Source organism: Imperialibacter roseus, assembly GCF_032999765.1.
GTDB lineage: Bacteria > Bacteroidota > Bacteroidia > Cytophagales > Cyclobacteriaceae > Imperialibacter > Imperialibacter roseus.
In genome coordinates, this window is the sequence record NZ_CP136051.1 from 2840110 (window position 1) to 2866043 (window position 25934).

Genomic DNA, 25934 nt, shown 5'->3' on the forward strand with positions numbered 1-25934 from the left:
AAGCAGGCCATCAATGACGGCCTGCTTTCCATTCAATTATGTCAATAATATTTAAGCAATCGCAATTTGCCTTACAGGCTTTGGTTTGGCTTCCTCACGCTTAGGTATACTAACATGAAGTATGCCATTTTCGTAAGTTGCTCCAATTTTTTCTGCATTTACCACATTTTCAGGAAGCGTGAAGCTTCTTTTGAATGAGCTGTAGCCGAATTCCCTTCTTGTGTAGCGACCCTTTTCGTCCTTTTGCTCATTTTTTGTCTCTTTTTCAGATGAAATCGTCAACAGGTTGTTGTTAACCTCAACATGAAAATCTTTCTTGTTGAAGCCCGGCGCAGCCACTTCCACATCAAAACCTTCTTCGGTTTCCTTCACATTCACGGCAGGTACACTTGCACCTGGAGAATTTACCAGTCCATTTTCAAAATCGAACAAATCCCTTCCTAAGAAGCTGTCAAACACGCTTGGAAACTCTGGGAACAAATTGGGGTTTCTTCTAATTAGTTTCATATCTCTCTAAAGTTTTTAGTTGAACATCTATGACACCAACTATACAAGAGGAATGCCAACGCAGAAAAAGGCGAAAAAACGAATAAAATCAAGACATAATGTCTTGATTACAGATGATTTTAAGTAAAATAATGACAAAATGTCTTTATTAACAATGACAATAATTTCCTCGAGCTATCAATCCGAGGCTGCAGGGTTCAAAAAATCAGTTTTAGGAATACTAAAAAAAACGCACTCAACAAAAAAGCCCTCTTCTTTCGAAAAGGGCTAGTTACAATTGTTTCGCTTACACGCCTAACTACCTGCCTGCTGAATCTTGGCCCAATCGTCTTTGAGCGTTACGGTTCGATTGAACACCAGTTTGTCAGCCGTTGAGTATTTGGTGTCAACTGTAAAATATCCTTGTCTCTCAAATTGGTAACCAACACCTGCTTCAGCCTTAGCGAGCGATGGCTCCAGCGCAGCAGCGTCAATGATCTCAAGAGAGCCCGGGTTGATGTTCTTTTTCCAGTCCTCTCCCTCTTCTACGTCCGAAGGATCTTCCACATTGAACAATCGGTCGTAAAGGCGCACCTCTGTTTTGTAGGCATGCCTGGCAGAAACCCAACTGAGGGTGCTTTTCACCTTCTTACCAGTTTGGTCTTCGCCACTTTTGGTTAGTGGATCGTAGGTACAATAAACTTCGAGAATCTCTCCGGTAGCAGGGTCTTTCTTAAAATCAACACACTCGATGATATACGCATACTTCAGCCTCACTTCCCGACCGGGCCCCATCCTGAAGAATTTCTTCGGTGGGTCTTCCATAAAGTCCGACTGCTCTATATAAATCTCTCTTGAAAAAGGAAGCTTCCTGGTGCCGCCTTCCGGATCCTCGGGGTTGTTGGTGGCATCCATTAATTCTTCTTTGTTCTCAGGATAATTAGTGATAATCACCTTCAACGGCTTCAAAACCCCCATTTTCCTTGGAGCGATTTTGTTAAGGTCTTCCCGTACACTCCATTCAAGCAGGCCAACATCAATGATATTATCTCTTTTGGCCACGCCAATCCTGTCAGCAAAGGTGCGAATAGACGAAGGCGTATACCCCCTTCGTCTCAAGCCCGATATCGTTGGAAGCCGGGGATCGTTCCATCCGTCGACGTGCTTCTCCTCCACCAGTTCAAGCAGCTTGCGCTTGCTCATCACTGTATAATTGAGATTAAGCCTGGCAAACTCGATCTGTTGAGGGTGGTACACACCCAATTCATCAATGAACCAGTCGTACAACGGTCTGTGTACCTCAAACTCAAGCGTGCACAAGGAATGTGTGATGCCCTCAATGCTGTCCGAAAGGCCATGCGCAAAGTCGTACATGGGGTAGATATGCCATTTGTCGCCAGTGCGGTGGTGGTGGGCATGTTTGATGCGGTACATAGATGGGTCACGCATGTGCATGTTTGGATGCGCCATGTCTATTTTTGCCCTAACGACATGCGCACCATCAGGAAACTCACCCTTGCGCATCCTCTCAAACAAGTCCAGATTTTCTTCGACCGATCTTTCTCTGAACGGGCTGTTCTTGCCAGCTTTTGTAGGAGTTCCTTTATAGTTTTTAGCGAAATCCTCCGAAGAAAGGCTATCCACATAAGCTTTGCCTTTCTTTATCAGCTGCTGTGCGTATTCGTAAAGTTGATCAAAGTAGTCGGAAGCATGATAACGCCTTTCTTCCCAATCGAATCCAAGCCACTTTACGTCCTCCATGATGGAGTTTACATATTCATCGCTTTCCTTCGTCGGATTGGTATCATCAAACCTTAGGTTACAAAGCCCATTGTATTTCTTGGCAGTTCCAAAATTGAGGCAAATTGACTTGGCATGGCCAATATGCAGGTAACCATTGGGCTCGGGAGGAAAACGAGTGTGTACCTTACCGGCAAACTTTCCCGTTTTGTTATCATCCTCAATGATTTGATGAATAAAGTTGATCAATTCTTTCTTTTCTTCCGTGTTTTCAGCCATGAGCCCAACCTGTGTTTTAAAAGCTGCAAATTAAAGCAATATTCTGCAACCAAGGTAATTTGCGCTGACTAAGATGCTATAGAAAAAGAAAAGCCTGAAGCCGTTTGGCGACTGCCTGCACAAGACAGCTTCAGGCGAACCACTGGAGGACTTAAAAACTTGTCCTGAGTGAAATAATAAAATTCCTCCCTGCACCAGCCATTCCTGACGAATAGGGCTTATAGCGTTGGTCGGTCAGGTTTTCGATACCACCGGAAATGATAATATCATCGGATATTTTCTGGCTCACTTTAAAGTTAAGTGTATACCACGATGGTGAATAAGTGTTTCCTTCCTTATCTGCCGCATAAATCTCCGTCTTTCCTTTTTCCTCCTCAGGCATGTCGGCAAAGCCTACACCCCCACTGTATTGAGCGTAAAAGTCCAGTTTCAGGTTTTTCACACCATACATAAAATGGCTGACGCCAAAAGCCGGCGCAGCATGCCTGGAGGGGCTTTTCGATCCATCATCCAACTCCTCTTCTCCAACTTGCACATTGTAGCGGGACGACACAGTGAAACCCTCAGGCAATTTAACTTCAAGGCCCGCCTGAAAACCATAAACGGTGGCTCTGGCAGCATTTTGAATGGCTTGCACCTGGCTCAGCTCGCCGTCGTATACGATGCTGTCGAGACCATTTAGCGTAAAGTCCCGGCGCACGAGGGCATTCGAAAGCACTGTGTAGAAGGCAGTAGCATCCAACTTGAGGAAGTCACCAAATACCTTTGCCACACCCACCTCAGCATTGTAAGCATACTCTGCTTCAAGATCAGGGTTGGGCACTACCACCGCCCCTGGCTCTGAGTCGAACACCTTGCCAACGTCATCCACATTCGGGGAACGGAAGCCAGTGGAAAGGTTGGCACTGATTGACAGCTTCTCACCTGGCGTCAGCACCACGCCGACACTTCCGGTCAAGGCACCATTGTTCAAGTCAGCCGTTGAAAACGGAAATGGGTAAAATGAACTATCGAACGTAGCATTCAGTCCAAAGCTATTGAAGCGGGCACCAGCTTGCACAAGGAGCAGGTCACTCAATCGATTCTGGTAAGTGGCATAAGCCGCATACGACGACCAATCGGACTGTGGGTACCTTGCAGGGCCAACGGCTTTCTCTCCAGTCGAAATATTCTCGTCCATTCCTTCAGAGTCCACTTTGTCGTAAATCATCTCCAGGCCATAAAAGAGTTTTTGTCCGGCTAAGAGCGATTTGGAAAAATCGAGATTGGCAGAATAGGCGTTTACCTTTTCAATACGGATGGCCCGAGTTGAGCCATTAATATCCCGGTCAATCCGGCTTTCTTCAAAAAACTGATGCGCCAACCTAAGTGTGACCTGGTCAAATAACCCCGTATTGGTGGTATAGGAGGTAGTCAGGTTGTTCATCATCCACTTCTGCGGGCCGTACGACCATTCCCCGTACCTGGGCAGTCCCTTTTTATAACGGATATGCCTGTCGTAACGGGCGTAGTCAGAAGTTTCAGAGTAGTGAAATGCGTAAACCACGTCCCACCTTTTGTTAGGAGCAAAACGCAGCTTCTGCATCATGTTGGTTTGCTGGTAGCCGCTTGGCCGCTGCACAAGTGGATTATCGTTGGTCACTACCCGGTCCACACTATCGATTCGCTGCACATAAAAAGGCCTGAGGTAGTCGTCGGGCCCCTTGGTACCCATTCGCAGGTCGCCGTAGTCATTGTAAGAAAAGCTGGTCACCGACGACCACTTCTTCCATCCGACATTGAAGTCCAAATGCGCCGTCTTTTCACCGTTGGCAGATGAAAACCGGGTGGCAGCACTTCCTTTAGCAAGCGTTTCCTCGTTAAGGCTAAGGTGTGGTGTGAGCGTTGTGAAACTCATCACACCACCAATGGCGTCACTTCCATAAATAACAGACCCGGGGCCAAAGAATACCTCAGTATTTTCAGTGGCAAAAGGATCCAGCGAAATAACGTTTTGCAAGTTTCCACCTCTGAAAATGGCGGTATTCATGCGTACGCCATCCACTGTGAGCAAAAGCCTGTTGGTGGCAAAACCCCGGATCATAGGGCTTCCTCCACCCTGCTGGCTTTTTTGGATAAAAACCTGGCCAGAGGCTCCAAGCAAGTCCGCTGCAGTTTGCGGATTGAGCAGGGCAGCATCCTTGGGCGTAATAGTAGCAATGTGCACAGGCACATCCCTTGTCGACTGGCTCCATTTGCTGGCAGAAACCACAACCTGATCCAGCGAAATATTGGAAGGCTCCATCACCAAAACCCGATCACCAGCCGCCAGCTCAGCATAAGAGCTAACAATCCGATTGTAGCCTACCAGCCTGACTTCTATTTTATCAGCTCCCTCAAACTCAGAAATGTCGACCATTCCTGACGAATTGGTCATGGCGGTAGCCCTTGGCGCTTCACTGTAGAGTGTCACCAACTCTAAAGGTTCATTATTCTCTTTGTCTTTTATTGTTAAAATCTGCGCATAGCTCACCAGCACCAGGCTTGTGAGCAGGCATGACAGTATCAGTCTTCTCATATTATGATAGTCAGTTTAATCGAAATACAAATAAGCGCTGGCACCAATTCTTCAGAAGAGGCCAGGCCTTGACTAAAATGCAGAAATCAAACTGATTTGGGTGGTGGGCTCGGAGTGCTTGCGTATTTTGAGCTGTAAAATAGATGGATTGGCTCGTATTTTCCAGGTTGGCGCAGCTGGCCAAGTGCTGACCAGCTAAATTGATCCAGTTTGTAGGGCGTTTTAATCACCTGAACAAGGTGACTGGCTGCATTGTCATCCTGAAAATCGTGTGTCAATTCTTCAAACAGTATCCCCTCAAAGACGTCGGTAATAAAAGTTTCTTCTTTGTCCCAATAGCAGGTGTAGTAAACCGAATCAGGCAACTCCTGCACGGAGATAATATCATAGAATTGCCCTTTGTAGCGAAACTCTTTGCTGTGCTCCCAAACAAGCTCCTTTTCAGCCTCTTGTTTGGATAGCTTAAGCACCGTTTGTTCTGACTCGCCCAGTCCCTCAAAAATTCTCTCGATCACATCGGCCTGAATATTCATCCTGCTCCAATAGAAAATTGAGTAGTTCAGCCAGAAGGGAGCTGAAATACAAAGAAGAAGAAATATGGCCAGTAACCTTTTCAATATACAGTGTGCGAATTCCCGTTCGGCCGGAGCGCCAACGGTGATGCAGGCAATGTAATTGGGTTTACTATCAAATCAAATACACATTATTTCAAGTGCTTTGCTTGATTATCAAAGGTAAAATTGAGTTTATTGAATGAGGGTTTGAATACCCAAGAATGTTTTATGCCATTATAGAGGAAACTCTAAAACTTATTTAATTTCGAGGGGTTTGTACTTTGGTCCTGGTTTTACACCTGTTAAGCATTGAATGAAGCATCTACTACTTTTGGTTTTCTCTGGTCTGACACTGCTTTTAGTTGCCCCAACCAGCTCACAAGCCCAATCAAGAGTCATTACCGGCCAGGTAACTGACATCGACAATTTCTCACTTCCGGGGGTAAACATCTATATCAAAGGAACCACCACGGGAACCATCACCGACATTGAAGGAAATTACAGGCTTGAAGTGGGTGGCACAAACGACGTGCTTGTTTTTTCATACATAGGCTACCTGACGAAGGAAATGCCCGTGACGGCAGCAGCCACAATTGATGTGAAGCTGGAAGAAGACGCCCGCCAGCTCAACGAGGTCATTGTGACGGGCTATTCTTATGTAAAGAAAAGAGATATTATTGGAGCCATAGCGTCTGTTTCCGCCGAAGACATCAAAAACCTACCGGTAGTGAGCTTAGACCAGGCACTTCAAGGCAAAGCGGCCGGAGTACAGGTGACACAGTCATCGGGAACGCCTGGCGGCGGCATCACTGTGAGGGTGAGAGGAAACACCTCCATTTCAGCTTCGAACAGGCCGTTGTTTATCATTGATGGTGTGCCGGTAGAAGATGGAGCCCTGGCACTTAGAAGCTTCGGAGGGCAGAACGACAATGCGCTCTCTACGCTGAACCCTAACGATATTGAGTCATTTCAAGTATTAAAGGATGCATCGGCCAAAGCTATCTATGGTAGCAGAGCAGCCAACGGCGTCGTGTTAATTACCACAAAAAGAGGTAGCAAAGGTGCCAAGACCTCCGTGACCTTTGATGTGCAAAGGGGTGTTATCGACCTCACCAACAAGCTCGACTTACTCTCATCAGAAGAGTTGGTGACTCTTCAGCGGGAGGCCATCACCAATGCGGGACAGAACCCTGACGAGTCTGGGATTATTAAAGGTGTGACAGATGCTGTGAATACAGACTGGATTGACCAGGTGACCCGCCAGGCGATCATGGAGCAATACCAAATGAGTATCAGTGGTGGCGATGAGCAGACTAGCTTCTACTCAAGTTTCAACTACCGGGGCGAAGAAGGCGTCATTCTGAACAACCAGTTCCTAAGGTTTGCCGGCACGCTTAACATCGACCACAAAGTGACCGATAAACTCAAGTTTGGCAACAACCTCACCATTTCCAAGACCCGAAATGATCGAATCAAAGGTGACAATTTCCTTGACGGTGTTTATTCAGGTGCCGTTAAGAGTCTCCCATATTACTTTCCGTTTGACGAAAAAGGCAATATTATCGGGCCGGGTAACTCTAACTACGCCGGTTTCCCTAATTTCAACCCTGTGGGACAGGCAGTGTTGCCCCGATTCCAAACGAATACCCTGAAGGTGCTTGTTGGTGTATTCAGCGAGTATCAGTTCAACGAACATTTCAGAGCCAGAGCTAAATTCAGTGTAGACTATAACGACGTGGCCGAAGATCAATTTGAGCCATCGAGCACTGCCATTGGTGGCTTTCTGGCTTCAGTAGGTGGCCTTGGCTACGGTGTTAACTCTACCGGCACTTACGTTACCTATATTAACACCAACACTGTTACGTACAATCAGACTTTTGGGGACCACGTCATCAATGCAACTGCCGGCACAGAATTCCTACAGCGGACGGAAACCTCCAACTTTGTTCAGGGAAGGCTTTTTCCCAGCGATGACTTTACCTATATCACCTCTGCTGGTATTGTGGATGCCGGAAGTTCAGACAAAGTGAACAGCGGGCTTAACTCCTATTTTGCAGAAGCCCGCTACGACTACAAAGAAAAATATTTTGCCAGCGTCACCACTCGATACGATGGTTCCTCAAGGTTCGGCACCAACAACCGATTTGGTCTCTTCCCTTCGGTTTCGGCTGGGTACCGGATCACCAACGAAGCCTTTTTTCCTAAAAACACCATTGTTGATGACCTGAAAGTCCGGGGTAGCTATGGCTTTACCGGCAACGAAAGAATAGGCGACTTTGCCTTCTTGGGCACCTTCGCCTCCACCACTTACAATGGGGTGACTGGAACAGCTCCCGCCAACCTGGAAAACCCCGACCTCCAGTGGGAAGTGACCCGAGAAGCCAACGTTGGCATTGACCTCTCCCTTTTTAGCGGCCGCCTGCAAACAAGCGTGGATGGCTACAGCAACCTGACCAGCAAACTACTGTTCAGCCAGCCAATACCACTGACGACAGGCTTTGGAAGCATTCAGGGAAACATTGGAGAAGTGTCGAACCTCGGAGTGGAGCTATCGGTTAACAGCATCAACTTTGATGGCGACTTTCGCTGGTCGACCAACCTCAATATTGCCAAAAACGACAACCTCGTAAAATCTCTGGCCGACACCTTGCCCCTGTTTCGTGGTTACACTGCCAATGGCGCCGGCAATACCAATATTGTAAAGCCAGGGTATCCTCTCGGCACGTTTTGGGGTCTCAACTTCCTTGGTGTTGACCCAGCCACTGGCGATGCCATTTATGAGGACATCAACGGAGATGGACAAATCAGCCCGGATGATGGCAAGGTGATAGGCACGGCACAGCCCGATTTCGTTGGGGGAATAACCAACAACCTCTCCTACCGGGGATTCGATTTGAGTGTTTTCATTCAGTTTAGTTATGGAAATGAACTACTTAACTTCAGCAACTCTGCCCTGCTAAACTCTGGGGAGGACATCAATAACAATCAGGTTCGAAAGGCCCTCGACAGATGGCAAAAGCCCGGCGACATCACCGATGTGCCACGGTATGAACTGGGAAACACGCAGAACAACTGGCACAGCAACCGGTTTCTTGAAGACGGCTCATTTCTCAGGGTAAAAAACATCTCGCTTGGCTATAATCTTCCGATACGCTACGTAGAAAAAATAAAGGCGCAGAGCATAAGGATCTACGGCTCGGCCACCAACGTGTTTACATGGACAAATTATACGGGCAACGATCCTGAGGTGAGCACACTTGACGGCTCCACCACAGCGCAGGGAATCGACTTCTTTACTTTGCCGCAGGTAAAAACAATGATGCTGGGTATTAACGTGAAATTTTAGGAGCTAAGAAAATGAAAAAAGCAACATTGATCATATTGTTCCTGGTTACAGGCTTTGGCTGTACCAATTTTCTTGATCCTGAGCCCGTCGCTCTTTTGATAGACGACCTGGCGCTCAATGAGGCCAAAGATGTACCTTCTGTCGAAATTGGGCTTTACGGTGCCTTCAGAGGCATTGCAGCGCCGAAGGTTATTGCCGGCGATATGACTGCCGACATGCTGATTCATATTGGCACATTCAATCAGTACCGGGAGTTCTCCAATAAGCAGATTACGTCAACCAATGCTTCAGCCGCTGCGCTGTGGGGAAGCATCTACCGCACCATCTATGTCGCCAATTTCATCCTCGAAAAACTGCCGGGAGTGCCGGGTGTAACTGAAGCCGAGCGAAACGAAGTCACAGCCACCGCACGTTTCCTGAGAGGCTACGCCTATTTCGTTGGGGTGTATACTTTTGGCGCAATGCCCATCACCACTACCTCAGACCTTGAATCAAACAGAAATGTGCCCAGGTCAAGCGTTGAAGATTTGCTCGCATTTATTGAAGCGGACTATGCGGCTGCCTCCGGCGACGCTCTTCCGGAAAGCCCGGTAAATGCAGGCTTTGTTAGCCAAAGTGCCGTGGTAGCAGCGAGAGCCAGGCTTGCCCTTTATCAGCAAAACTGGGCCGAAGCTGAGGCGCTGACTTCTCAAATCATCGATAGCGAGAACTACACGCTTGTTGACGACTACAGCGACATTGTGCTCAGCGACTTTACCGACGAGGCAATACTTGAAGTTGGCTACACGGTGAACGACGACCCCGGCACAGATGCCAACTATGGGCTTAACGACCTCTTCAGAGGAAGGAGAGAAATCATTCCAAGCAATCAAACGGTGGTTGCACTGAACAATGATGAGGCCGGCGACCGGTTCAGTAATATTTCATTTGATCTTTCCGAACTGGGCGGCGTTGACAATGGCTGGTCTGTCGCCAAATACGGCACAGCCGATGAAGATAATAACAACATCATCATATTCCGCCTGGGTGAAATGTATCTGATAAGGGCCGAAGCAAGGGCACAGCAAAACAAGCTTTTCGGAAGCGGTAGTGCGCTTGAAGATGTTAACGTACTGAGAAACCGGGCCAATGGCGCTCCGGCTGTAGCCAATTCAAGAGAGCAGATACTTCAGGTAATTGAGAGAGAAAGACTGTACGAGCTGGCCTACGAAGGCCACCGCTGGTACGATCTGGTAAGAACAGGAAGGGCAAAAGTGGTGATGACAGCCTTCAACACCAACTGGCAGGACAAGTTTGAGTTGTGGCCTATTCCACTAAGAGAAATTCAGTATAACCCAGCGCTTCAGGGCGCACAAAACCCAGGCTACTGATACCTATGAGCAAATTGAAAACATACAGATGGGTGATAGCGGCCGCTTTTATGTGGTGTTTGGCCGGGTGTGAGCCTGAGAGGTTAATTTTCAAGGGGCCGTATCATGTTAGGTTCACAGAGGAAACTGCTTCAGAGCTTGAAAGCTACAGCGAGGACATAGCGCTCTCGGTGCATCTGGTAGGCCCGCAACGAAGCGAAAAAATACAGATGAGCTACTCAATTGCCGGGGATGCCCGGGAGGGCATTGACTACGAGGTTTTGAGCGAAAAGGGCATCGTGGAAATTCCAGCCAACGAAAGTTTTGGTTATATCACCATTCGTCTGATCAATAACGCCAACAACATCCTGGAATCGCAGGACATCATATTTACCCTGGAGGGTGTTTCTCCGGTCGATTTAGCCATCGGACAAGGCGACAGTGAAATCGGCAGAACATTGACATTTACCATTTTTGATGATTGTATTCTTGGAGGCTATTACACAGGGTACGGCCCTTCTAATACAGTTCCTATCGAAGACATTCGCATCACCAGTGCGGACTGTGATGAATACTTTCTTTCCAACTGGGATATTAATCTGCCTATTTTCAATTCCAGCACAGAAAGAGACCTCATTTTCAACGACAACTTCGACAATACCCTCACTATACCGGAACAGGAAGAACAAACGCTGGTAGAAGACCAGGCAACAATACGTGGGTCGGGTATAGTTAATCCATTGACGGGTGAGATCACCCTCACTATAGAATTTGTGGACGTGGAGGATATTGAGCCTCAAACGGTAACATTTAAACGACAATAGGTGATGAAAAGAATTCGACTATCTGCATATATCACTTGCTTGCTTCTGCCCGCCCTTTTTTCATGCAGAGAGCAATTTGAGCCGGAACCTTTCACCTACTCGCAACTCCTTACAGGCAAGGTGTCCAAAACCTGGAGATTGACAGGTATTTCCATTCTCGAGGATGGCGCACCCACGCAAAATATTCCCGTGCAAGACAATGACTGCGCTTTTGACGACAGGTATGTCTTTTATGCGAATGAAGAAAAGAAGTTCGAGGTACAGAATGGCGCTACCAAATGTGATGAATCGGAGGGAGATATAGTAGTGACTGATATTTGGGCTTTTTCCAATGCCAATGCCACCCTGGAAATGATATTACCTATCCTTTCAATCGACACCCGGCTTCCCTTCATTGTAAAAAGCCTCAAAGACGACCGGCTTTCAATGGAAATTTTCTTTGATGGCGGCAGCTATCGTTTCGTACTTCAGGCAGTAAAAACCCAAGACTAAGACAAAATGAGGTTTTCAATATCTATCGTCGCTTGCATAGCCTTGTTGCTCACCGGGTTTTCCGACAATGTGTACCAGGTTCAGCAAGAAACTGAGCCCAACCCTCCCATGCGGACCTGCGAAACGATGGAGCAAGACAGCCTGAATCAGCTGAAATATGCTGACATGCGCAACAGGCTTGATTTTGAAACGAGGATTCAGCAGAAGACGAAAGAAATAGAGTTGCAACAAGCCAGCGGCAGGGGCTTTGCAGGTATTATTACACTTCCCGTTGTGGTGCATGTCGTCCACAATGGAGAGCAAATCGGTCAGGGTCGCAACATTAGTGCAGCGCAAGTGGCCTCTCAACTTGAGGTACTGAACGAAGATTTCAGAAGGGCGACCGGCACCAATGGTTTCAATAATAATCCGGTAGGTGCCGATATCGAAATTGAATTTTGCCTGGCATCGCTTGGCCCCAACGGCGTTGAGCTGTCAGAAGCGGGTATTCACAGATACAATGGCAATAAAGCCGCCTGGACTCGCACCGACATCGAGGGTTTCCTCAAGCCGAATACCATCTGGAATCCCAACGACTATCTCAATATTTGGACGGTTGACTTTGAAGGGGAAAGTGAGCTATTACTGGGATATGCGCAGTTCCCAAGCGAATCAGCACTTACAGGCCTTCCAACAAGCGGCGGATCAGCTTCCACTGACGGTGTGGTGGTGAGGTATTCCAGCTTTGGGTCATCAGAAAAAGGCAGTTTTTCGGTGATGTCGCCTCCCTACAACAAAGGCCGGACATTGACACACGAAGTCGGTCACTGGTTAGGTCTGCGCCACATTTGGGGCGACGGGCCATGTGGTTCCGACGATTTTGTGACAGACACTCCCGAAGCTGCCGAACCTACCAGAGGGTGCCCGGCAGGCAAAACTTCTTGTGGTTCTGTGGATATGGTGCAAAACTATATGGACTATTCTGACGATGCCTGTATGAATATCTTTACCAAGGGGCAGAAATCGAGAATTCTTGCGGTGATGGAGCTTAGCCCACGGCGAAAGTCGCTGATAAACTCGCAGGTCTGTGGCGAGCTGGTAGCGGCAGCCCCCGTTCCTGACTTCACAGCAGACAAGCAGCTTTCGCTCCGTGACGGCAGCATTCGTTTTACAGACCTCTCCTCTAATTTCCCCACAAAGTGGTCGTGGATTTTTGAAGGAGGCACTCCTACTCTGTCAAGCGAGAAAAACCCTTTTATCAAATACACCGCCGAGGGTAGCTATGCCGTGAAACTAGTTGTATCCAACGAATATGGCATTGCCGACACTTTGACAAGAGAAAACTACATCGTCGTTTCCAGCGAAGGAGTTTGCAGTTCGCTCGACAATTTTGGAACATCAACACCAACCATCCAGCCCCTGCCAACGATTTATAAAGACAATCCACTGTCCAACCCGAAGGGTTACCTGTCGGGGCACAATAGTATCAGAACCTCGGCGATCTCGGAGTTTTTTGAGAACAAGCCTGGCTACGAAAACCTTAGCGGTGTGTCTATTCATTTTGGGAAAGCCGTCTTTGCCGATCCCGAAGCCACAGCACGTGTAGTAGTGTGGAATGCCAGGGGCCCGCAAAGCAGCCCCGGGGCCATTCTGGAACAGCGGGAAATCTTGATCAGGGAAATTGCTGATGACATTGCCGCCAACAAACCAACCAGTATTGTTTTTGGACGACGAGTACCCTTGTTCGGTGTTGGCTTCCATGTAGGCATTGAGCTAGATTATGGAGGAGGTGATACTTTGGCATTGATAAGCTCCAGAGACAGCGAGGTGGCTATACCAACGGCATGGGAAAAAGACAGTGATGGGAATTGGAGCCCGTTCAGTACTTCGTGGGGACTCACGATGAGCCACCAAATGGTGCCCAAAGTGGGGATGGACGCCTCGGTGCAGCTGAAAACAAATAAGTTGATTGTGAACCCAGGAGAGCCCGTTACCCTGAGCGCCACCGGCGCCTCCATATTTCAGTGGGAGTCTACAGAGGGCAGCCTGACTACAACGCTAGGTCCAACAGTAATAGGCAAGCCCACGAAGACGGCGACTTACAAAGTACTGGCCAGCGGTGGCGATCTCTGCGTTTCTGAAGCAGAAATCACGATCTACGTGCGTGACGTCACCTCCGTTCCACAACCGGAGACTACTGAACTGACGATTTACCCTAACCCTGCAGTGGATGGAGCCGTTACACTCGCATTCTCCAATGCACATATTGGACAGGTGAGTGCTACTGTATACAATGTGCTGGGTCAGAAACTTTTCTCTCGCCAATGGATGAAGTCAGGTACGGCATTTCAGGAAAAATTGGAACTGCCTGGGATGAGAGGTGCGGTAATTATGGAGATTAGGGCAGGAACCGAGCTTCACAGAAAGAAGCTGATTGTGAGGTAAACGAATGAGAGCATGCTGTTAACATGCCCTCATTTCATCTCATTCTAAATCTATTTTACGGACCAATTTGGCCCTATTAAAGGTATCCGATCCGCTGGAAAGCTAATATCTACTTTGCAAAAACGTAGTTGAGCGTAATATTCACCGGAACAAACAGCGCATCAAATTCAGCGTCAGTCAAACTGTCAACATATGCCTGAGTCAGAGTGTCAGCAACAGCATCTTTGATTAGTCTTAGCGAAACCGCCTCACTCCAAATCAGTTCTACCTCATCAACATTTTCAATATTGTATTCTTCCTCAATCGCACCGGAGTCATTCGATGTAATTGTCAGCGTTTCACCGTCTTTCGCCCATACACCGTCGTCGGTTGAATCGGCTCCAGGCAAAAATATTCTTCTCTTAAACGTATTGTCAGCCAAAAACTCAATCTGATAATTTTCCCAGGTAACCAGTTGTCCCAACGGAAGCACCGCTCCCTCCCAGGAAGTGAACTCTACAGGCGCATTGGTCAGCTGAAACTCTGACAGCAGCCATTTGCCCTCTAATGGATCTGGAACCCTTGGCTCGTCGTCCTTTCCGCAAGATGCCAGCAACACCAGGCCAGCGAGTCCCATTAATAGTAGTCTTCTTTTCATATAGTTGAATTTAATTTCCTCACGATTTCGTTCTCTATTTTAGAGGTATAACAAACACCCGGGCAAACGCCTCTATTTATTAAATTTAAAAATTATTTTGGGAGTCGTTTATGAGTAGCACCAATTATATCGCCCTTTGTATTCTCGTCTTTCTCAGGCCAATTACAGTGTCTGCTCAAACCAATCCTGTGCAAAATAGAAAACAGTCAGAAGAAATTGCTAATAAATTCTACCAAAGTGGTCTGCAACTTCAACGAAGCGGTCATTTTATTGAATCAACGTCTGCTTTTGACTCTTCTGTCCACTACAATCCGCAAGTGGCCGATGTGTATTTTTCCCAGGGAAGCAGCTACGAAGCAATAGATGATTTTGCCAGGGCACTTTATGCTTACGAAAAAGCCATCGATCTTCAACCTGTTTTTGAAGGCGCCCTGTTTCGGAGGGCGGTTTGTCTCTACAAACTCAACCTTCACGAAGACTGCATTGCACAACTCAATAGTTTAATTGCAAGCAATGGTTCGTCCGAAGAAACAAAGGCAATCTTCTATCGCTACTCTCCTTCCGGCGAAGTAAACATCACCGCCGACAATCAACTCAACGCTGAGTACTATCTCTACAGAGGGCTGGCCTTCGCTGCTTTGCAACAAGAGCAGGCTGGCATGAGGGATCTTGACAGTGCCGTCAGCATATCCGGCGGGGCGTCCGACTACCTGGTCAATCGGGGATTGGCACTTCAGAAGCTGGGCAGGGAATCCAAGGCCATTGCTGACTATGAGGCTGCTTTGGTCAAGAACCCTGACAACCAAACCGCTCTGATCAACTTGTTTACACTCGACGCTGCCAGAGCCAGGAAATACCTGAAAAAAAACGAGAACATCGTCACTGAAATCATGGTGCCGGAGCTGCTGGCGCAAATGGGGTTTGACGCCCACAACAGAGAGCAATATGACGAAGCGATAAATTACTATTCCAGGGCCCTGGAGATCGTTCCTTCTGACCCCGACTGGTTGATGAACAGGGCTATTTGCTATGGGAAAGTGGGATTACTGGAAAAAGCTGAAGATGAGTTGTTACGGGTGGTGTCCTTGTCTGGGTTTTCCGAAAAAGCCTATTTACACCTGGCCAACATACTTTTTCTGGAAGAAAAGTATGAAGACGCTATTTCGTTCTACAACCTTTATCTGGCCATCGACATCAACTACGGCACTGCTTATTTCAATCGTGGTATTGCACTGAGCAAAACAGGCGAAACCGATGAGGCTTGCAAGGACTTGATGAAAGCTGGACGCTTGGGTGTGAAAGAAGCCGTGAAACCGATCGAATCAATTTGCAACAACTAAACAGGGCCGCATCAAAATTGCTTTTGGTACATCAGGTGCAGTCCCTTTAATGTGAGGTGAGGATCAGTCTGATCAAAAACTTCCTTCAGCGGCTCCAGCACAAGTGATAGCCCACCAGTGGCAATCACCTTAAATGATTCACCAGGCTCCTGCTCTTTGATTTTATTGATCACCTCTTTGACCAACCCCACATAGCCCACAAGGATGCCAGCCTGAATCGCCTGAACCGTGTCCCGACCGATGAAGGTCGTTGGGTACTCAAGGGGGATTATTGGTAGCTGTGCCGTTTCCTGAAAAAGAGACTTCATGGCAGTCTTGATCCCCGGAGCGATGTTTACTCCCAGTATTTCTCCTTTTGCTGACACAACCGTAAATGACAAAGCGGTGCCAAAGTCGACGACAATAGCTGCCGACTGGTGATAGGTAAAGGCGGCCGTAGCATTGGCTACCAGATCAGAACCTATCTCATAGGGATTCTTTATTTTCAGGCTAAGGCCCTTGTAAATGGCCGGACCAGCAAGCAACGGTTGCACAGAAAATAACCTCTCCACCACTTCCTCCATCACAGGTGTGAGGTTGGGAACTACGCTGCTAATTATTATTCCACTAATATCAGAATAGCTAAGTGCGTTTTCGAGAAACCAGGCCCTGATTCTCTTTTCGTACTCGGAAGCAGGCAGGTCACGTTGTGACGGGGTTCTGAAAACAAGCCGGGGCTCTTCCTGTGTAAACAAACCAAAAACAACATCTGAATTACCTATGTCTACAACCAGTTCCATTATGCTACCGTTATCACCACCTTGCCTGTTGTTTTTCCACTTTGAAAAGGGCAATCGCTTCCTTCATTTCATCGAAACCAAAGGTATGACCAACCATGGGCGGCCCAATCTCCAGCTTCTCCAGCTCACCAAGCGAATATTGCAAAATCTCCTTTTTCTCATACAGCCAGATCAAATTAAAGCCCATCACCGATTTGTTGTCGCTAATGAGCTTGAGCGGGTCTATTTTTGGTCGGCGCAAAAACTTCAAAGCAAGTTTTATTGGATTGAGCTTGCTACCGGTTTCGGCGAAATGCGCCGATCCGTAGATAATCATTCTGCCCTGAGCGGCCATGGCATTGTAGCTCATGTCCAGCACCTTCCCTCCTATGCATTCCAGCACCATATTGAACGGACGTTCTTTTGCCGTCGCTTCCAGTTTAGTTTCAAATGATTCGTCTCTCACCAGCACCTCATCGTAACCCTCGCTGATGAGAAGGTCTTTCTTGCCAGGTAACCCAATCGTTCCGACGGTGTACGCATCCATCTTTTTTGCGATGCGGTTTGCCAGTATGCCGACGCCCCCGGCAGCACTGTGAATCAGAATTTTGTAGCCTTTTTGAATATCGCCCAATGAAAAAAGTGAGTAGTAGGCGGTTAAAGCCTGCACCAAATATGCAGCCCCTTCTTCGAACGACCACGCTTTTGGAATTGGGCTGAGGTAGTCAGGGGACTGTACAATATGCGTTGTGTAAGCACCGAAGCGAGTCACTCCCATCACCCTGTCGCCTGCTTTGAATTTGGTCACATTTTTACCCACTCGAAGTATTTCGCCCGAAAACTCCAGCCCGGGTACGAAAGTCCCTTTAGGAGTGGCGCTGTAAATACCCAGCATGGCAAAAATGTCGGCAAAGTTTAAGCCTATCGCCTTAACGGCCACCAACACACTGCTATCATCCGGCTCGGCTATCGTCGTTTCCACCTTTAGCAGCCTGTCCATACTTCCGGCTTTGACCATTTGCCAGGCCCTTCCACCAGCCTCTCGTTGTTCGTTCATGGCTGCAAAATATGCCTAAATTTAAATTTTAAGCTACTTGTCGAAAAAATTATCGAAAATGCTTGACAAATAGTGGTGTAAACGATTTATAATTACATCAAAATTCAAAAGCCCGTACTGTTTATTTCAAATGGACAAAAAGAGAGTAATCAAAAGTTATGAGAAGCTGGATCAGGCGATGAAGGACCTGCTTCTGGAGGCCTACCCTTCTGGATTTACCGGCAATGTGATCAGGCTCACAAACGCACAAAATGAAACCTATTTTGCTGTACCTCTGGAAACTGAGGAAGCCAACTACCTTATTAAGGTACCGCTTGAATCGATGAAGAGTAAAGCCACACCTGCCGACGACGATGACGATGATGGGTTTGATGCGGGCGCAGACGACGTAGATGAAGTTGCCGGGGCGGACGATGCTGACGATGCTGATGACTCTTCAAGCGACCCGTCTTACAACCAGGGATTTGACGACGATATCGATTAAAAAATAATTATATCCACCATTGCATTAAGTGAAATAACTTACTCATACATTTGCGTCCTAAATCAAAACCTAATATGAAAAAGACGCTTATGTTGCTGGCTATGACCAGTTTCATTGCAATTTGTTCTTGTCAATCAACCAAAACGGAAACCGCTGAAGCAGCAGCTGACTCCACAACCCTTGAAACCTCTACTGTGGTGATGGAGGAAATTTCACCGGCTGACAGCACGCTGGCATCGGATTCAACCGAAATTGTTCAGACTGACTCTATCCAGTAATAAGAAAGGCCCTAAACGGGCCTTTTTACTTGTATCTTAACCAGCCCTTCTAGCTTGCTCTCCGCCCCCTAAACTGGTAGTAAAATAAAACCATTTCAACAGCCTTTCTGATAGCCGTGTTGACAGGATAAAACTTGCTACCCAGCTCCCAGTCTATCCCCATCAGCTGTGACTGATAGTCGGACATCATTGGCACAGCCATGGTTCCGTCACTGATGGCTCCCACCGTTGTTTGATACGGTACTGGCTGATCAGCTTTGATCAATTGGCATGTAACAAGCTTCTTCTGTCCATTTTTATCCCGGGAAGCCGCATAGCCAAACAGTCGGCAAATGAGGCCCCGGTATTTATAGTTGCCACAAAAGCCTGAACCAGCACCAACTACCAATGGATTGAACAAATGACAAACAGTCGATTCGCTTTCTTCATTCATTTTAGCAAGCATCTCCTCGGCTTTGTCGGTTTTGTAGAGGTGATAGGCCAATGGGAGAAACTCCAGAATTGTGGCGGTAAGATCAGACTTGGTACAGCACTTTCCGCAGCCGGTAAGGCATTTTAAGGATGATTGTGCCTGGAAGGCGCTAATCTCTTTTTGCAGGCCGTCGAAAACCCTTTCAACAGCGGCAACTTTCTTATATATTGACAAATAATTGCTATATAGTTGCAAAACTACGCATTGAATCAATCGGTTGTGCGTATTGCGATAAATAAAGTATAAGCAGAAGCCAAAGAGCCTACTCTGTCCAATTTCGTCTCAAAACTTCAGGCCATGCCGCTCGATCAAATTCAAAACCATATTTCCTCCGGAGCGAATGAACAATTAGCTGTTGCACTAAAACAAAGCCCGGAAAAAGCTCGCCTCACCACTTCCATGGGCGTGTCGTTGGTCACATTTGCTGCCTATTACAGAAACCTGGAAGCCATAAGAACAATACGGGCATATCTTGACGATGTCACTATTCACGAAGCCTGCTGCATTGGAGAATTAGAGACTGTGAAAGAGCAGCTTCATAAAGCACCAGAGGTGTTGAACTCCTTTTCCGCAGATGGATTTACGCCGCTTGGGCTTGCCTGTTTCTTTGGGCACGTAAATCTGGCCGCCTATCTGATAGAAACTGGCGCTGATGCGAACATTGCTGCCAACAACGACTTTCGGGTGGCACCCATTCACTCGGCCTGCGCCATTTCGAGTGTGCCCATTGTAAATCTGCTGATAGCCGCTGGTGCCAACGTGAACCTCTCCCAGCAAAAAGGCATTCGTCCCATTCATTCAGCCTCCCACAACGGAAGCCTGGAAATCGTCAGAATACTTATAGCTGCCGGAGCTGACCATAAAATTGCAGATGAAAGCGGGAAAACCCCAACCGATTATGCACTGGAGAAAAACTACGATGAGTTGGTAGCCTATCTTAAGACATTGAGTTAGCCGGTTACCCAACCTTCTTTACCATAGCCTTATAGCTATTTAAAATCAATTTCAGAATGTCCTCAGGCCATTGATGACCGCCGGCAATGTAGAACTTCTGATTGACCTCCAATTCTATCCCAGTGTAGGACGAGCTGTCAAATTCCTTCCTTAAGAAGGTGGTAAAGCCATCGGACTTGCCCAGGTAGGGCTCGTTAAACTTCACTGCAAACATATCACTGAGTGATTTCATTTCACTCTTCCATTGACCACAAAACTCTTTCTCAGGTTTCTTTTTCGGATCGAAAAGCAGCCCGATGTCAACCTTTCTTTCCTTCCCTTCAAATATTGGGGTGAAGGTGTGCACCGAAATATGCACCACCCTATTGCCCTTGCTTACCCATTTGTATATCTGAGCATAAACGGTGTTTCGGTAAGGTGTATAATACTTGGTCAAAATATGCCGCCTGACTATTTTTTGTAGCGGTTTGGTGTATTCAGAAAATAACGACTTATGATTGCGTGACCGGTTGAGCTCGACAAGCAGCCGTGAGGTGGTTGAGAAATAAGAACTATCGGCCTTTATCGCTTTCAACTGCTCGAATAATGCCAAAGCACCAATATCAAGCCCTCTGTGGGTCTTCAGCACCTCCGGTGTTTTGTTGAACAGGTACTCATACTCCTCGGGAATTTCATTGCCGCCATGCTCGCAGGTCAATATGAATTTTACCTTACTCATCTTTTGGCCGACGGCAAAAACATTGTGTTGTTTTCGAGACAGCCTGCCAGCTCTTCGTAAAGACCAAGTAAGGCTTCATGACTAAAGCTCTGTCCCAGGTGCTTAATCATTCGTTCCGACAGGTTTCCCTGTGCTATGATAGCTCTTACGATGGCATTCGATTGATCCTTGTCGGCCATGTTAACTAAATGCTCCCAACATTTGGCAGCAGTAGCCGCCTTTTGCTCCATCCCAAAAAGCTTCAGGTATTGTCTATTGGTGATGGTATAGTTGCTCCCCTCTTTCACAACACTCAAAAAAATGGCAGCCAAATCGTCTTCATGCCAGCTCTTTTGCTCTTCGAAGCTACATAGCGTTTCGTTCACGAGTTCCTTTAGCAGGGCCACAATGACTTGCAGCACAGCGATATCTGCTGCCGGGCATTCCTGTATATCTATAATTCGGATTTCAATGGCACCACGGTCGAACCTCGCAATAGCCCCTCTTGAATTCAGGAAATATTGATCCAAAATGCCGTCGGTATCGTAGCTGTTGATATCTCCTCTGATTCGCTGAAAAATTTGCTTGTCGTATTCGGCTTGAGTGAACAATTGTTCCGGCACTACTTTCCCAGCAATAGACGGCACCTTCTCCTGATTGTGGCGGTAGGTCTCCAGCCTCGTGTCGACGAAGCCGCTCAGTTTACCATCCAATATGGGCGACGATGCAGTTAATGCCGGAATGATGGGCAGCAACACCCTGATGGCGGCATGCAGCCTGGCAAACTCCTCATCCCCCTGAAAAGGCAGGTTGATATGGGTGCTTTGCAAATTGCTCCATCCGTGCCCACGGCAGTCGAAGATGCGGTTGTAAAGCTCGTAGATATCGTTGTTCTCGTGTGGCCAGATAACCGTTTCCTTGTACGGATCCATCCAGGGATGTGCACCGCCGGGAAGCAGCATGGCATCGAAAGGTGCCAAAAGCCTGTTGATTTCCTGGATGTTTTCGTGAAATGGCTTGTCGAGGCCGTTGAGTGTGGCTGTTGGTCCATTGGTCTTGATCTCGATTACGTGAGACACCAATTCGTTAGACCAGGCTATGCCCCCCCGATACACATCTGCAACAAACTCCCCAGTCACTTGCTTGAAAAGCTTGTCAGCTATTGGCAGGACATTGAGACCCTTTCTGGAAACGATCATATACTCCATTTCCACCCCAAACCCGTCGAACAAGTGTAAGTTTCGCTTCTGCTCCGCCATAGACTTAGAGGGTTTTCTTTTGCTCTATTCTCCGTAAAAGGGAACCCAGCACTTTCCTGTAAAGCTCATCCTTCAAACAGTAGTCTTCTATGCCATGATCAAGGCTCGGGTTGTCATTCACTTCGATGATATAAACGCTATTCCCTTTCTGCTTGATATCCACGCCGTACAGTCCACTTCCTATCAGGTTGGCGGCTTTTAAAGAAGTCTCGAGAACAATTTCCGGCACTTTTTCTACAGGCATTGTTTCTGCATTGCCGTACTGATCGTCAGTTTTCGATTTCGTCCAATTGTATATCTGCCAATGATCCTTCGCCATATAATACTTACAAGCGTACAACGGCTTGTTATCCAAAATGCCAATACGCCAGTCATAGTCAGTAGGCAAAAACTCCTGTGCGATAACCAAATCCGAATCACTGAGCATTTTGTCGAGTATCTCGTCCAGGCTCTTTCGGTCAACTGCCTTCATCACTCCCACAGAAAAGGCGCTGTCCGGCTGCTTGAGCACAATAGGAAAGCCCAGCATCGCCTCCAGATCATTTCGGTTGTCTTTGTGTACAATGACTGTCCTTGGTGTCGAAATTTTAGCTTTGCCCAATGTTTCTGCTAAAAACACCTTATTGGTGCATCGCATAATCGAGATGGGGTCGTCAATCACCGGTATGCCGTCTGCAAAAGCCCGCCTGGCAAAGCGGTAGGTGTGGTGATTGACAGCGGTAGTCTCTCTGATGAACAGCGCATCATACTCAGAGACCCTGCTATAGTCCTCCTTGGTGATAAGATCAGCATAAAAGCCCAATTCCTCCCCTATGTCGATAAATTTTTGGATAGCCTTTTTGTCCGAAGGTGGTGCCTTTTCATTTGGATTGACCAAAATTGCCAAATCGTAGATGGTTTTGGAGCTACGTTTTCCATCATAGCGCTTTTTCTTAAAGTATTCGTTAGCAGACTCCTCGAGAAACGGCTTGTGGCTTTCCGGTATTTCCTTTACTGAAATGGGGCTTATGCCCTGTAATACCCATTTTTTCTGAAACTGAAATTGAGCCCTGAGAATTGGTGCCTGAAACAGGTTGTACAGCGCTTTACTTAGTGTATCGTATTGAGGGCTGAGATTCTTGCCAAAGTAAATACTCAGGGCAAACTGGTTCGATTTGATCTTGGATAGGCTCTTCTGAATCAATTCATCAATTTCGTCGGTGATCACCCTCACGATGGTGCTTGACTTCAAATCCTGAATCGTTGTTACACTGGGGATCACTTTCTGCCCCCTGGCCTCAGCCAGCAGTGAGACGTAATATCCCGCCGATTGGTACCAGTAGTTTCGGGCCAGATTGAAAATTCTAACGTTCTTTATGTCAGCGTATTGAGGGTTGGTAAGGTAAGATCTAACTGCCACCACCTCTACTCCTTCAATGTTAAGCTGCCAGTCTTTAGGGTTGTTGATAACAACAATTTTTCTCATTCTTTATCTGTCGGTTCTAAAATCAACAAGTTAGCATCATAGGTCACAATACCCAACAAAATGGAGTTGATAAGCCTGTGCACGTCGACTTTATATTCGTTCTCTCCCGAAAGTGGGTTTTCCTGATAGGGATCGGACACCGAAACAATTCCGTTTTCGTCGATGGCAGTAAGCACTACGAAATGCCCCATGGGGTATCCTTTCAGGTCGTCGTAAACCGAGCGACCCTCGTCGTTGGCGTATTCTCTTTTGCAATCGTACAGGTAAGTAGCGCTCAAGCCCGTGAGGATAGGGCGTCTTCTGTCGAGGTACTTCCTGATTAAGTCCACCGTTAAATCCTCAAAAGCAATTTCACCGCCTCTGGTCAGAAACTCGATATATGAGTGGGTAGCATTTTCAAATTTCTTACCTCTTTTATACTTGAGCTGGGCTTTTAGTTTCTCAATCAGCTCATCGTGCGTCAGCGTGGACCAAACAGGGTCAAAAACATTGAGGTTATAAGAATGCATTTTCGCCTTATACCCCCTTTTCAGCGCATGAATGCCTAATAGGTTACCCAAGGTGCCACCTTCTTCCAAAAATGTTACCTCATCTATTACCTGCTGCAGATTGATAAAATCGTGATAATAGTTGTAAACCGCATGCAGACTGGTTGGGCCGCATGTTTCGTCATCTGGCTGGTTCAGTATTTTGAAATAAGAAATTTTTGAGTGCATACGTTCATGGGTTCGCACATCAAAGATTACTTAAACTAGTCAGATTTTAATGTGAACAAACGCTAATTATTTTACTGAAAGGGTAACTTTACCCCCAACACAAAGAAGTTATGAAATTAGCACTGATAGCACACGACGGTAAAAAACCAGAAATGGTCGCTTTTCTGCTTGGCAACAAGGAGTTGCTCGGAGGCATTGAACTGATTGCCACGGGTACCACAGGCCGGCATATTGAAAATGCTGGCTTGCAAGTTCACAAAATGTTATCGGGCCCGCTTGGGGGGGATGCTCAAATTGCAGCCATGGCGGCGGAAAAAAACCTGGATATGGTCATCTTTTTCAGAGACCCGCTCGACAAGCACCCACACGAGCCCGATGTTCAGATGCTGATGAGGATTTGTGATGTTCACAACATCCCCCTGGCCACCAATCCAGCAGCCGCCAACCTTTTTCTAAAGGCAATCAAGAAGGCCTGATGGCTCTACTTTGACAGGTGAAGCAGCTTGTGATTTTTCTCCTGATTTACCCCGCCCCTAAGGAAAGTCAGGAGAAAAATCTGGCTGTCCTCTTTGGGACGCCCGGCTTAGGCCTCATGATTGTAAAACAGGCAGATTTTTTGAATGTGTCAAAGTTGATATAGTCTGGTTCTGATCAAAAGAGGTTAAGTACCCCTTTGCGCCGGAAGCGAGTAAAATCGTAGTCCGGCATTTTTTTGTCTTTGAAATACTTGCTCTGCATTTTTGAGAACATTGCATGAATGCTTTCAGCCAGCGGCCCTTCTCCCCTCATCCTGCGACCAAACTCGCTGTCGTTCACCTGACCGTCATGAATCGAGCAGATTTGGTTCCACACCTTGGCAGCCCTGTCGGGAAAATGTGTTTCCAGCCACTCCCTGAATAGAATCCCCAGTTGACCGTTGAGCCTAACAAGGGTAAAAGTGGATGTCAGCGCCCCATATTCTGACGAAAGCTTCAGTATCCTTGGAATCTCCGTATTGTTGAGGCCGGGTATAATTGGCCCCATCATCACCCCACAGGGAATACCCCTCTGAGTCAACTTCTCCATCACCTTCAGTTTCTTCAGCGGATGCGAAGTTCTCGGCTCTAACACCCTTCTTAATTCCTCATCCAGCGACGTAATCGTGAAAATCACGTGAACAAGGTTCTCCGAGGCAAGGTCCGACAGCACGTCCAAATCCCTTTCGATCAGTGCGTTCTTGGTAATAATGCCCAGCGGATTCCCATATTTTTGGAAGACCTTCAGTAATTCTCTCGTAATGCCATACTTCCTTTCCGCTGGTTGATAGCAATCGGTGTTGCCTGAAAGCATTACTACCTGGGGCTTCCATGAAGGGCTCAGGAAAGATTTTTCCAGCAGCCTGGGAGCGTCAGGCTTCACGACGATTTTTCGTTCGAAGTCCAATCCCATATTATATCCCCAGTATTCATGCGAATTGCGGGCATAGCAGTAAATGCAACCATGCTCGCAACCCTGATACGGGTTAATGGAATAGGTAAAAGGAATATCAGGGCTTTCGTTCTTACTCATCACAGTCTTAGGGTGCTCGACTATGTATTCGGTGGGCACTCTTTCCTGAAGCAACTGTTCATCAATTCCCTCTTCGTGGTAATTGCCTCTCTCCTGACTGGCAAACCTGTTGTTAGGCTGCAAACCTGTTCCTCTTCCTTTCATTTACTAATTTTATTAGCCCAATATAATTAGTATCTTAAGTTAAACCTGCATCTGCTACTAAATATTTTACACCC

23 protein-coding genes are annotated in these 25934 nt (G+C 47.1%); 10 read left to right on the forward strand and 13 right to left on the reverse strand.

The window, feature by feature from the left end; translation table 11 throughout:
* Positions 1-51: 51 nt before the first annotated feature.
* The 4 genes from RT717_RS11730 to RT717_RS11745 all read right to left on the reverse strand — a co-directional run bounded on the left by RT717_RS11730 (position 52) and on the right by RT717_RS11745 (position 5679).
* A complete protein-coding gene (locus RT717_RS11730) occupies positions 52-507 on the reverse strand; it encodes an Hsp20/alpha crystallin family protein (protein WP_317491928.1) in 456 nt (151 codons plus the stop codon).
* Positions 508-801: 294 nt separating this feature from the next.
* Positions 802-2505 (reverse strand): glutamine--tRNA ligase/YqeY domain fusion protein, encoded by a 1704-nt coding sequence (locus tag RT717_RS11735; protein ID WP_317491929.1) that lies wholly within the window; start codon positions 2503-2505, stop codon positions 802-804.
* A gap of 151 nt (positions 2506-2656) precedes the next feature.
* A complete protein-coding gene (locus tag RT717_RS11740; RefSeq protein WP_317491930.1) occupies positions 2657-5062 on the reverse strand; it encodes a TonB-dependent receptor in 2406 nt (801 codons plus the stop codon).
* An 86-nt stretch (positions 5063-5148) separates the two neighbouring features.
* On the reverse strand, positions 5149-5679 hold the full coding sequence (locus RT717_RS11745; protein WP_317491931.1) for a hypothetical protein: 531 nt from the start codon (positions 5677-5679) through the stop codon (positions 5149-5151).
* Positions 5680-5929: 250 nt separating this feature from the next.
* On the opposite strand from RT717_RS11745, the gene RT717_RS11750 reads away from it, so the two are divergent.
* Genes RT717_RS11750 through RT717_RS11770 form a run of 5 tightly spaced genes read left to right on the forward strand, consistent with a single transcriptional unit; the run spans position 5930 to position 14051 of the window.
* Complete coding sequence (locus RT717_RS11750; protein WP_317491932.1) at positions 5930-8962, forward strand: SusC/RagA family TonB-linked outer membrane protein; 3033 nt, start codon at positions 5930-5932, stop codon at positions 8960-8962.
* A gap of 11 nt (positions 8963-8973) precedes the next feature.
* Complete coding sequence (locus RT717_RS11755; protein WP_317491933.1) at positions 8974-10332, forward strand: RagB/SusD family nutrient uptake outer membrane protein; 1359 nt, start codon at positions 8974-8976, stop codon at positions 10330-10332.
* A gap of 5 nt (positions 10333-10337) precedes the next feature.
* Positions 10338-11135: a hypothetical protein gene (locus RT717_RS11760; RefSeq protein ID WP_317491934.1), complete on the forward strand. Its 798-nt coding sequence runs from the start codon at positions 10338-10340 to the stop codon at positions 11133-11135.
* Between the two features lie 3 nt (positions 11136-11138).
* The gene (locus RT717_RS11765; RefSeq protein WP_317491935.1) at positions 11139-11627 is read left to right on the forward strand and encodes a hypothetical protein; all 489 of its coding nucleotides are present in this window, start codon (positions 11139-11141) and stop codon (positions 11625-11627) included.
* A 6-nt stretch (positions 11628-11633) separates the two neighbouring features.
* On the forward strand, positions 11634-14051 hold the full coding sequence (locus RT717_RS11770) for a M43 family zinc metalloprotease (protein WP_317491936.1): 2418 nt from the start codon (positions 11634-11636) through the stop codon (positions 14049-14051).
* 109 nt (positions 14052-14160) lie between these two features.
* On the opposite strand, the gene RT717_RS11775 is transcribed toward RT717_RS11770, so the two are convergent.
* Entirely contained in the window at positions 14161-14688 is a 528-nt protein-coding gene (locus RT717_RS11775; RefSeq protein WP_317491937.1) for a hypothetical protein, read from the reverse strand.
* Positions 14689-14876: 188 nt separating this feature from the next.
* Between RT717_RS11775 and RT717_RS11780 the strand changes: the two genes are divergently transcribed.
* On the forward strand, positions 14877-16028 hold the full coding sequence (locus RT717_RS11780; protein ID WP_317491938.1) for a tetratricopeptide repeat protein: 1152 nt from the start codon (positions 14877-14879) through the stop codon (positions 16026-16028).
* Between the two features lie 11 nt (positions 16029-16039).
* Here RT717_RS11780 and RT717_RS11785 read toward each other — a convergent pair whose 3' ends face one another.
* Both RT717_RS11785 and RT717_RS11790 read right to left on the reverse strand, forming a co-directional pair.
* Positions 16040-16807: a type III pantothenate kinase gene (locus RT717_RS11785; RefSeq protein ID WP_317491939.1), complete on the reverse strand. Its 768-nt coding sequence runs from the start codon at positions 16805-16807 to the stop codon at positions 16040-16042.
* A gap of 13 nt (positions 16808-16820) precedes the next feature.
* Complete coding sequence (locus RT717_RS11790) at positions 16821-17843, reverse strand: alcohol dehydrogenase catalytic domain-containing protein (protein WP_317491940.1); 1023 nt, start codon at positions 17841-17843, stop codon at positions 16821-16823.
* A gap of 130 nt (positions 17844-17973) precedes the next feature.
* Here RT717_RS11790 and RT717_RS11795 point away from each other — a divergent pair, with 130 nt between their 5' ends.
* Together RT717_RS11795 and RT717_RS11800 are read left to right on the forward strand one after the other, a co-directional pair.
* Positions 17974-18327 carry a hypothetical protein gene (locus RT717_RS11795; RefSeq protein WP_317491941.1) on the forward strand — a complete coding sequence of 118 codons (354 nt, stop codon included), beginning with the start codon at positions 17974-17976 and terminating at the stop codon, positions 18325-18327.
* A gap of 74 nt (positions 18328-18401) precedes the next feature.
* Positions 18402-18605, forward strand: a complete 204-nt coding sequence (locus RT717_RS11800; protein WP_317491942.1) for a hypothetical protein — start codon at positions 18402-18404, stop codon at positions 18603-18605.
* Between the two features lie 49 nt (positions 18606-18654).
* Here the strand turns inward: RT717_RS11800 and RT717_RS11805 are convergent, their stop codons facing one another.
* Complete coding sequence (locus RT717_RS11805; RefSeq protein ID WP_317491943.1) at positions 18655-19251, reverse strand: YkgJ family cysteine cluster protein; 597 nt, start codon at positions 19249-19251, stop codon at positions 18655-18657.
* Between the two features lie 123 nt (positions 19252-19374).
* Here RT717_RS11805 and RT717_RS11810 point away from each other — a divergent pair, with 123 nt between their 5' ends.
* On the forward strand, positions 19375-20031 hold the full coding sequence (locus RT717_RS11810; RefSeq protein WP_317491944.1) for an ankyrin repeat domain-containing protein: 657 nt from the start codon (positions 19375-19377) through the stop codon (positions 20029-20031).
* Positions 20032-20035: 4 nt separating this feature from the next.
* On the opposite strand, the gene RT717_RS11815 is transcribed toward RT717_RS11810, so the two are convergent.
* The 4 genes from RT717_RS11815 to RT717_RS11830 are packed head-to-tail and all read right to left on the reverse strand — an operon-like array spanning position 20036 to position 24168.
* On the reverse strand, positions 20036-20749 hold the full coding sequence (locus tag RT717_RS11815) for an N-formylglutamate amidohydrolase (RefSeq protein WP_317491945.1): 714 nt from the start codon (positions 20747-20749) through the stop codon (positions 20036-20038).
* Entirely contained in the window at positions 20746-21987 is a 1242-nt protein-coding gene (locus RT717_RS11820; RefSeq protein ID WP_317491946.1) for a carboxylate-amine ligase, read from the reverse strand. The genes RT717_RS11815 and RT717_RS11820 overlap by 4 nt, the downstream gene beginning before the upstream one ends.
* 4 nt (positions 21988-21991) lie before the next feature.
* Complete coding sequence (locus tag RT717_RS11825; protein WP_317491947.1) at positions 21992-23452, reverse strand: RimK family protein; 1461 nt, start codon at positions 23450-23452, stop codon at positions 21992-21994.
* A complete protein-coding gene (locus RT717_RS11830) occupies positions 23449-24168 on the reverse strand; it encodes a C39 family peptidase (RefSeq protein WP_317491948.1) in 720 nt (239 codons plus the stop codon). Before RT717_RS11830 ends, RT717_RS11825 begins: the two co-directional genes overlap by 4 nt.
* A gap of 110 nt (positions 24169-24278) precedes the next feature.
* On the opposite strand from RT717_RS11830, the gene RT717_RS11835 reads away from it, so the two are divergent.
* Positions 24279-24644, forward strand: a complete 366-nt coding sequence (locus RT717_RS11835) for a methylglyoxal synthase (RefSeq protein WP_317491949.1) — start codon at positions 24279-24281, stop codon at positions 24642-24644.
* Between the two features lie 175 nt (positions 24645-24819).
* Here RT717_RS11835 and RT717_RS11840 read toward each other — a convergent pair whose 3' ends face one another.
* A complete protein-coding gene (locus RT717_RS11840; RefSeq protein ID WP_317491950.1) occupies positions 24820-25860 on the reverse strand; it encodes a PA0069 family radical SAM protein in 1041 nt (346 codons plus the stop codon).
* Between the last annotated feature and the right edge of the window lie 74 nt (positions 25861-25934).

Excerpts from the sequence above, each read along its gene's own strand:
- RT717_RS11755 (WP_317491933.1), top strand. The coding sequence starts at position 8,974 with ATGAAAAAAGCAACATTGATCATATTGTTCCTGGTTACAGGCTTTGGC.
- RT717_RS11730 (WP_317491928.1), bottom strand. The coding sequence starts at position 507 with ATGAAACTAATTAGAAGAAACCCCAATTTGTTCCCAGAGTTTCCAAGC.
- RT717_RS11785 (WP_317491939.1), bottom strand. The coding sequence starts at position 16,807 with ATGGAACTGGTTGTAGACATAGGTAATTCAGATGTTGTTTTTGGTTTG.
- RT717_RS11765 (WP_317491935.1), top strand. The coding sequence starts at position 11,139 with ATGAAAAGAATTCGACTATCTGCATATATCACTTGCTTGCTTCTGCCC.
- RT717_RS11790 (WP_317491940.1), bottom strand. The coding sequence starts at position 17,843 with ATGAACGAACAACGAGAGGCTGGTGGAAGGGCCTGGCAAATGGTCAAA.
- RT717_RS11815 (WP_317491945.1), bottom strand. The coding sequence starts at position 20,749 with ATGAGTAAGGTAAAATTCATATTGACCTGCGAGCATGGCGGCAATGAA.
- RT717_RS11775 (WP_317491937.1), bottom strand. The coding sequence starts at position 14,688 with ATGAAAAGAAGACTACTATTAATGGGACTCGCTGGCCTGGTGTTGCTG.
- RT717_RS11820 (WP_317491946.1), bottom strand. The coding sequence starts at position 21,987 with ATGGCGGAGCAGAAGCGAAACTTACACTTGTTCGACGGGTTTGGGGTG.
- RT717_RS11795 (WP_317491941.1), top strand. The coding sequence starts at position 17,974 with ATGGACAAAAAGAGAGTAATCAAAAGTTATGAGAAGCTGGATCAGGCG.
- RT717_RS11740 (WP_317491930.1), bottom strand. The coding sequence starts at position 5,062 with ATGAGAAGACTGATACTGTCATGCCTGCTCACAAGCCTGGTGCTGGTG.
- RT717_RS11810 (WP_317491944.1), top strand. The coding sequence starts at position 19,375 with ATGCCGCTCGATCAAATTCAAAACCATATTTCCTCCGGAGCGAATGAA.
- RT717_RS11750 (WP_317491932.1), top strand. The coding sequence starts at position 5,930 with ATGAAGCATCTACTACTTTTGGTTTTCTCTGGTCTGACACTGCTTTTA.
- RT717_RS11800 (WP_317491942.1), top strand. The coding sequence starts at position 18,402 with ATGAAAAAGACGCTTATGTTGCTGGCTATGACCAGTTTCATTGCAATT.
- RT717_RS11840 (WP_317491950.1), bottom strand. The coding sequence starts at position 25,860 with ATGAAAGGAAGAGGAACAGGTTTGCAGCCTAACAACAGGTTTGCCAGT.
- RT717_RS11835 (WP_317491949.1), top strand. The coding sequence starts at position 24,279 with ATGAAATTAGCACTGATAGCACACGACGGTAAAAAACCAGAAATGGTC.
- RT717_RS11735 (WP_317491929.1), bottom strand. The coding sequence starts at position 2,505 with ATGGCTGAAAACACGGAAGAAAAGAAAGAATTGATCAACTTTATTCAT.
- RT717_RS11760 (WP_317491934.1), top strand. The coding sequence starts at position 10,338 with ATGAGCAAATTGAAAACATACAGATGGGTGATAGCGGCCGCTTTTATG.
- RT717_RS11825 (WP_317491947.1), bottom strand. The coding sequence starts at position 23,452 with ATGAGAAAAATTGTTGTTATCAACAACCCTAAAGACTGGCAGCTTAAC.
- RT717_RS11830 (WP_317491948.1), bottom strand. The coding sequence starts at position 24,168 with ATGCACTCAAAAATTTCTTATTTCAAAATACTGAACCAGCCAGATGAC.
- RT717_RS11770 (WP_317491936.1), top strand. The coding sequence starts at position 11,634 with ATGAGGTTTTCAATATCTATCGTCGCTTGCATAGCCTTGTTGCTCACC.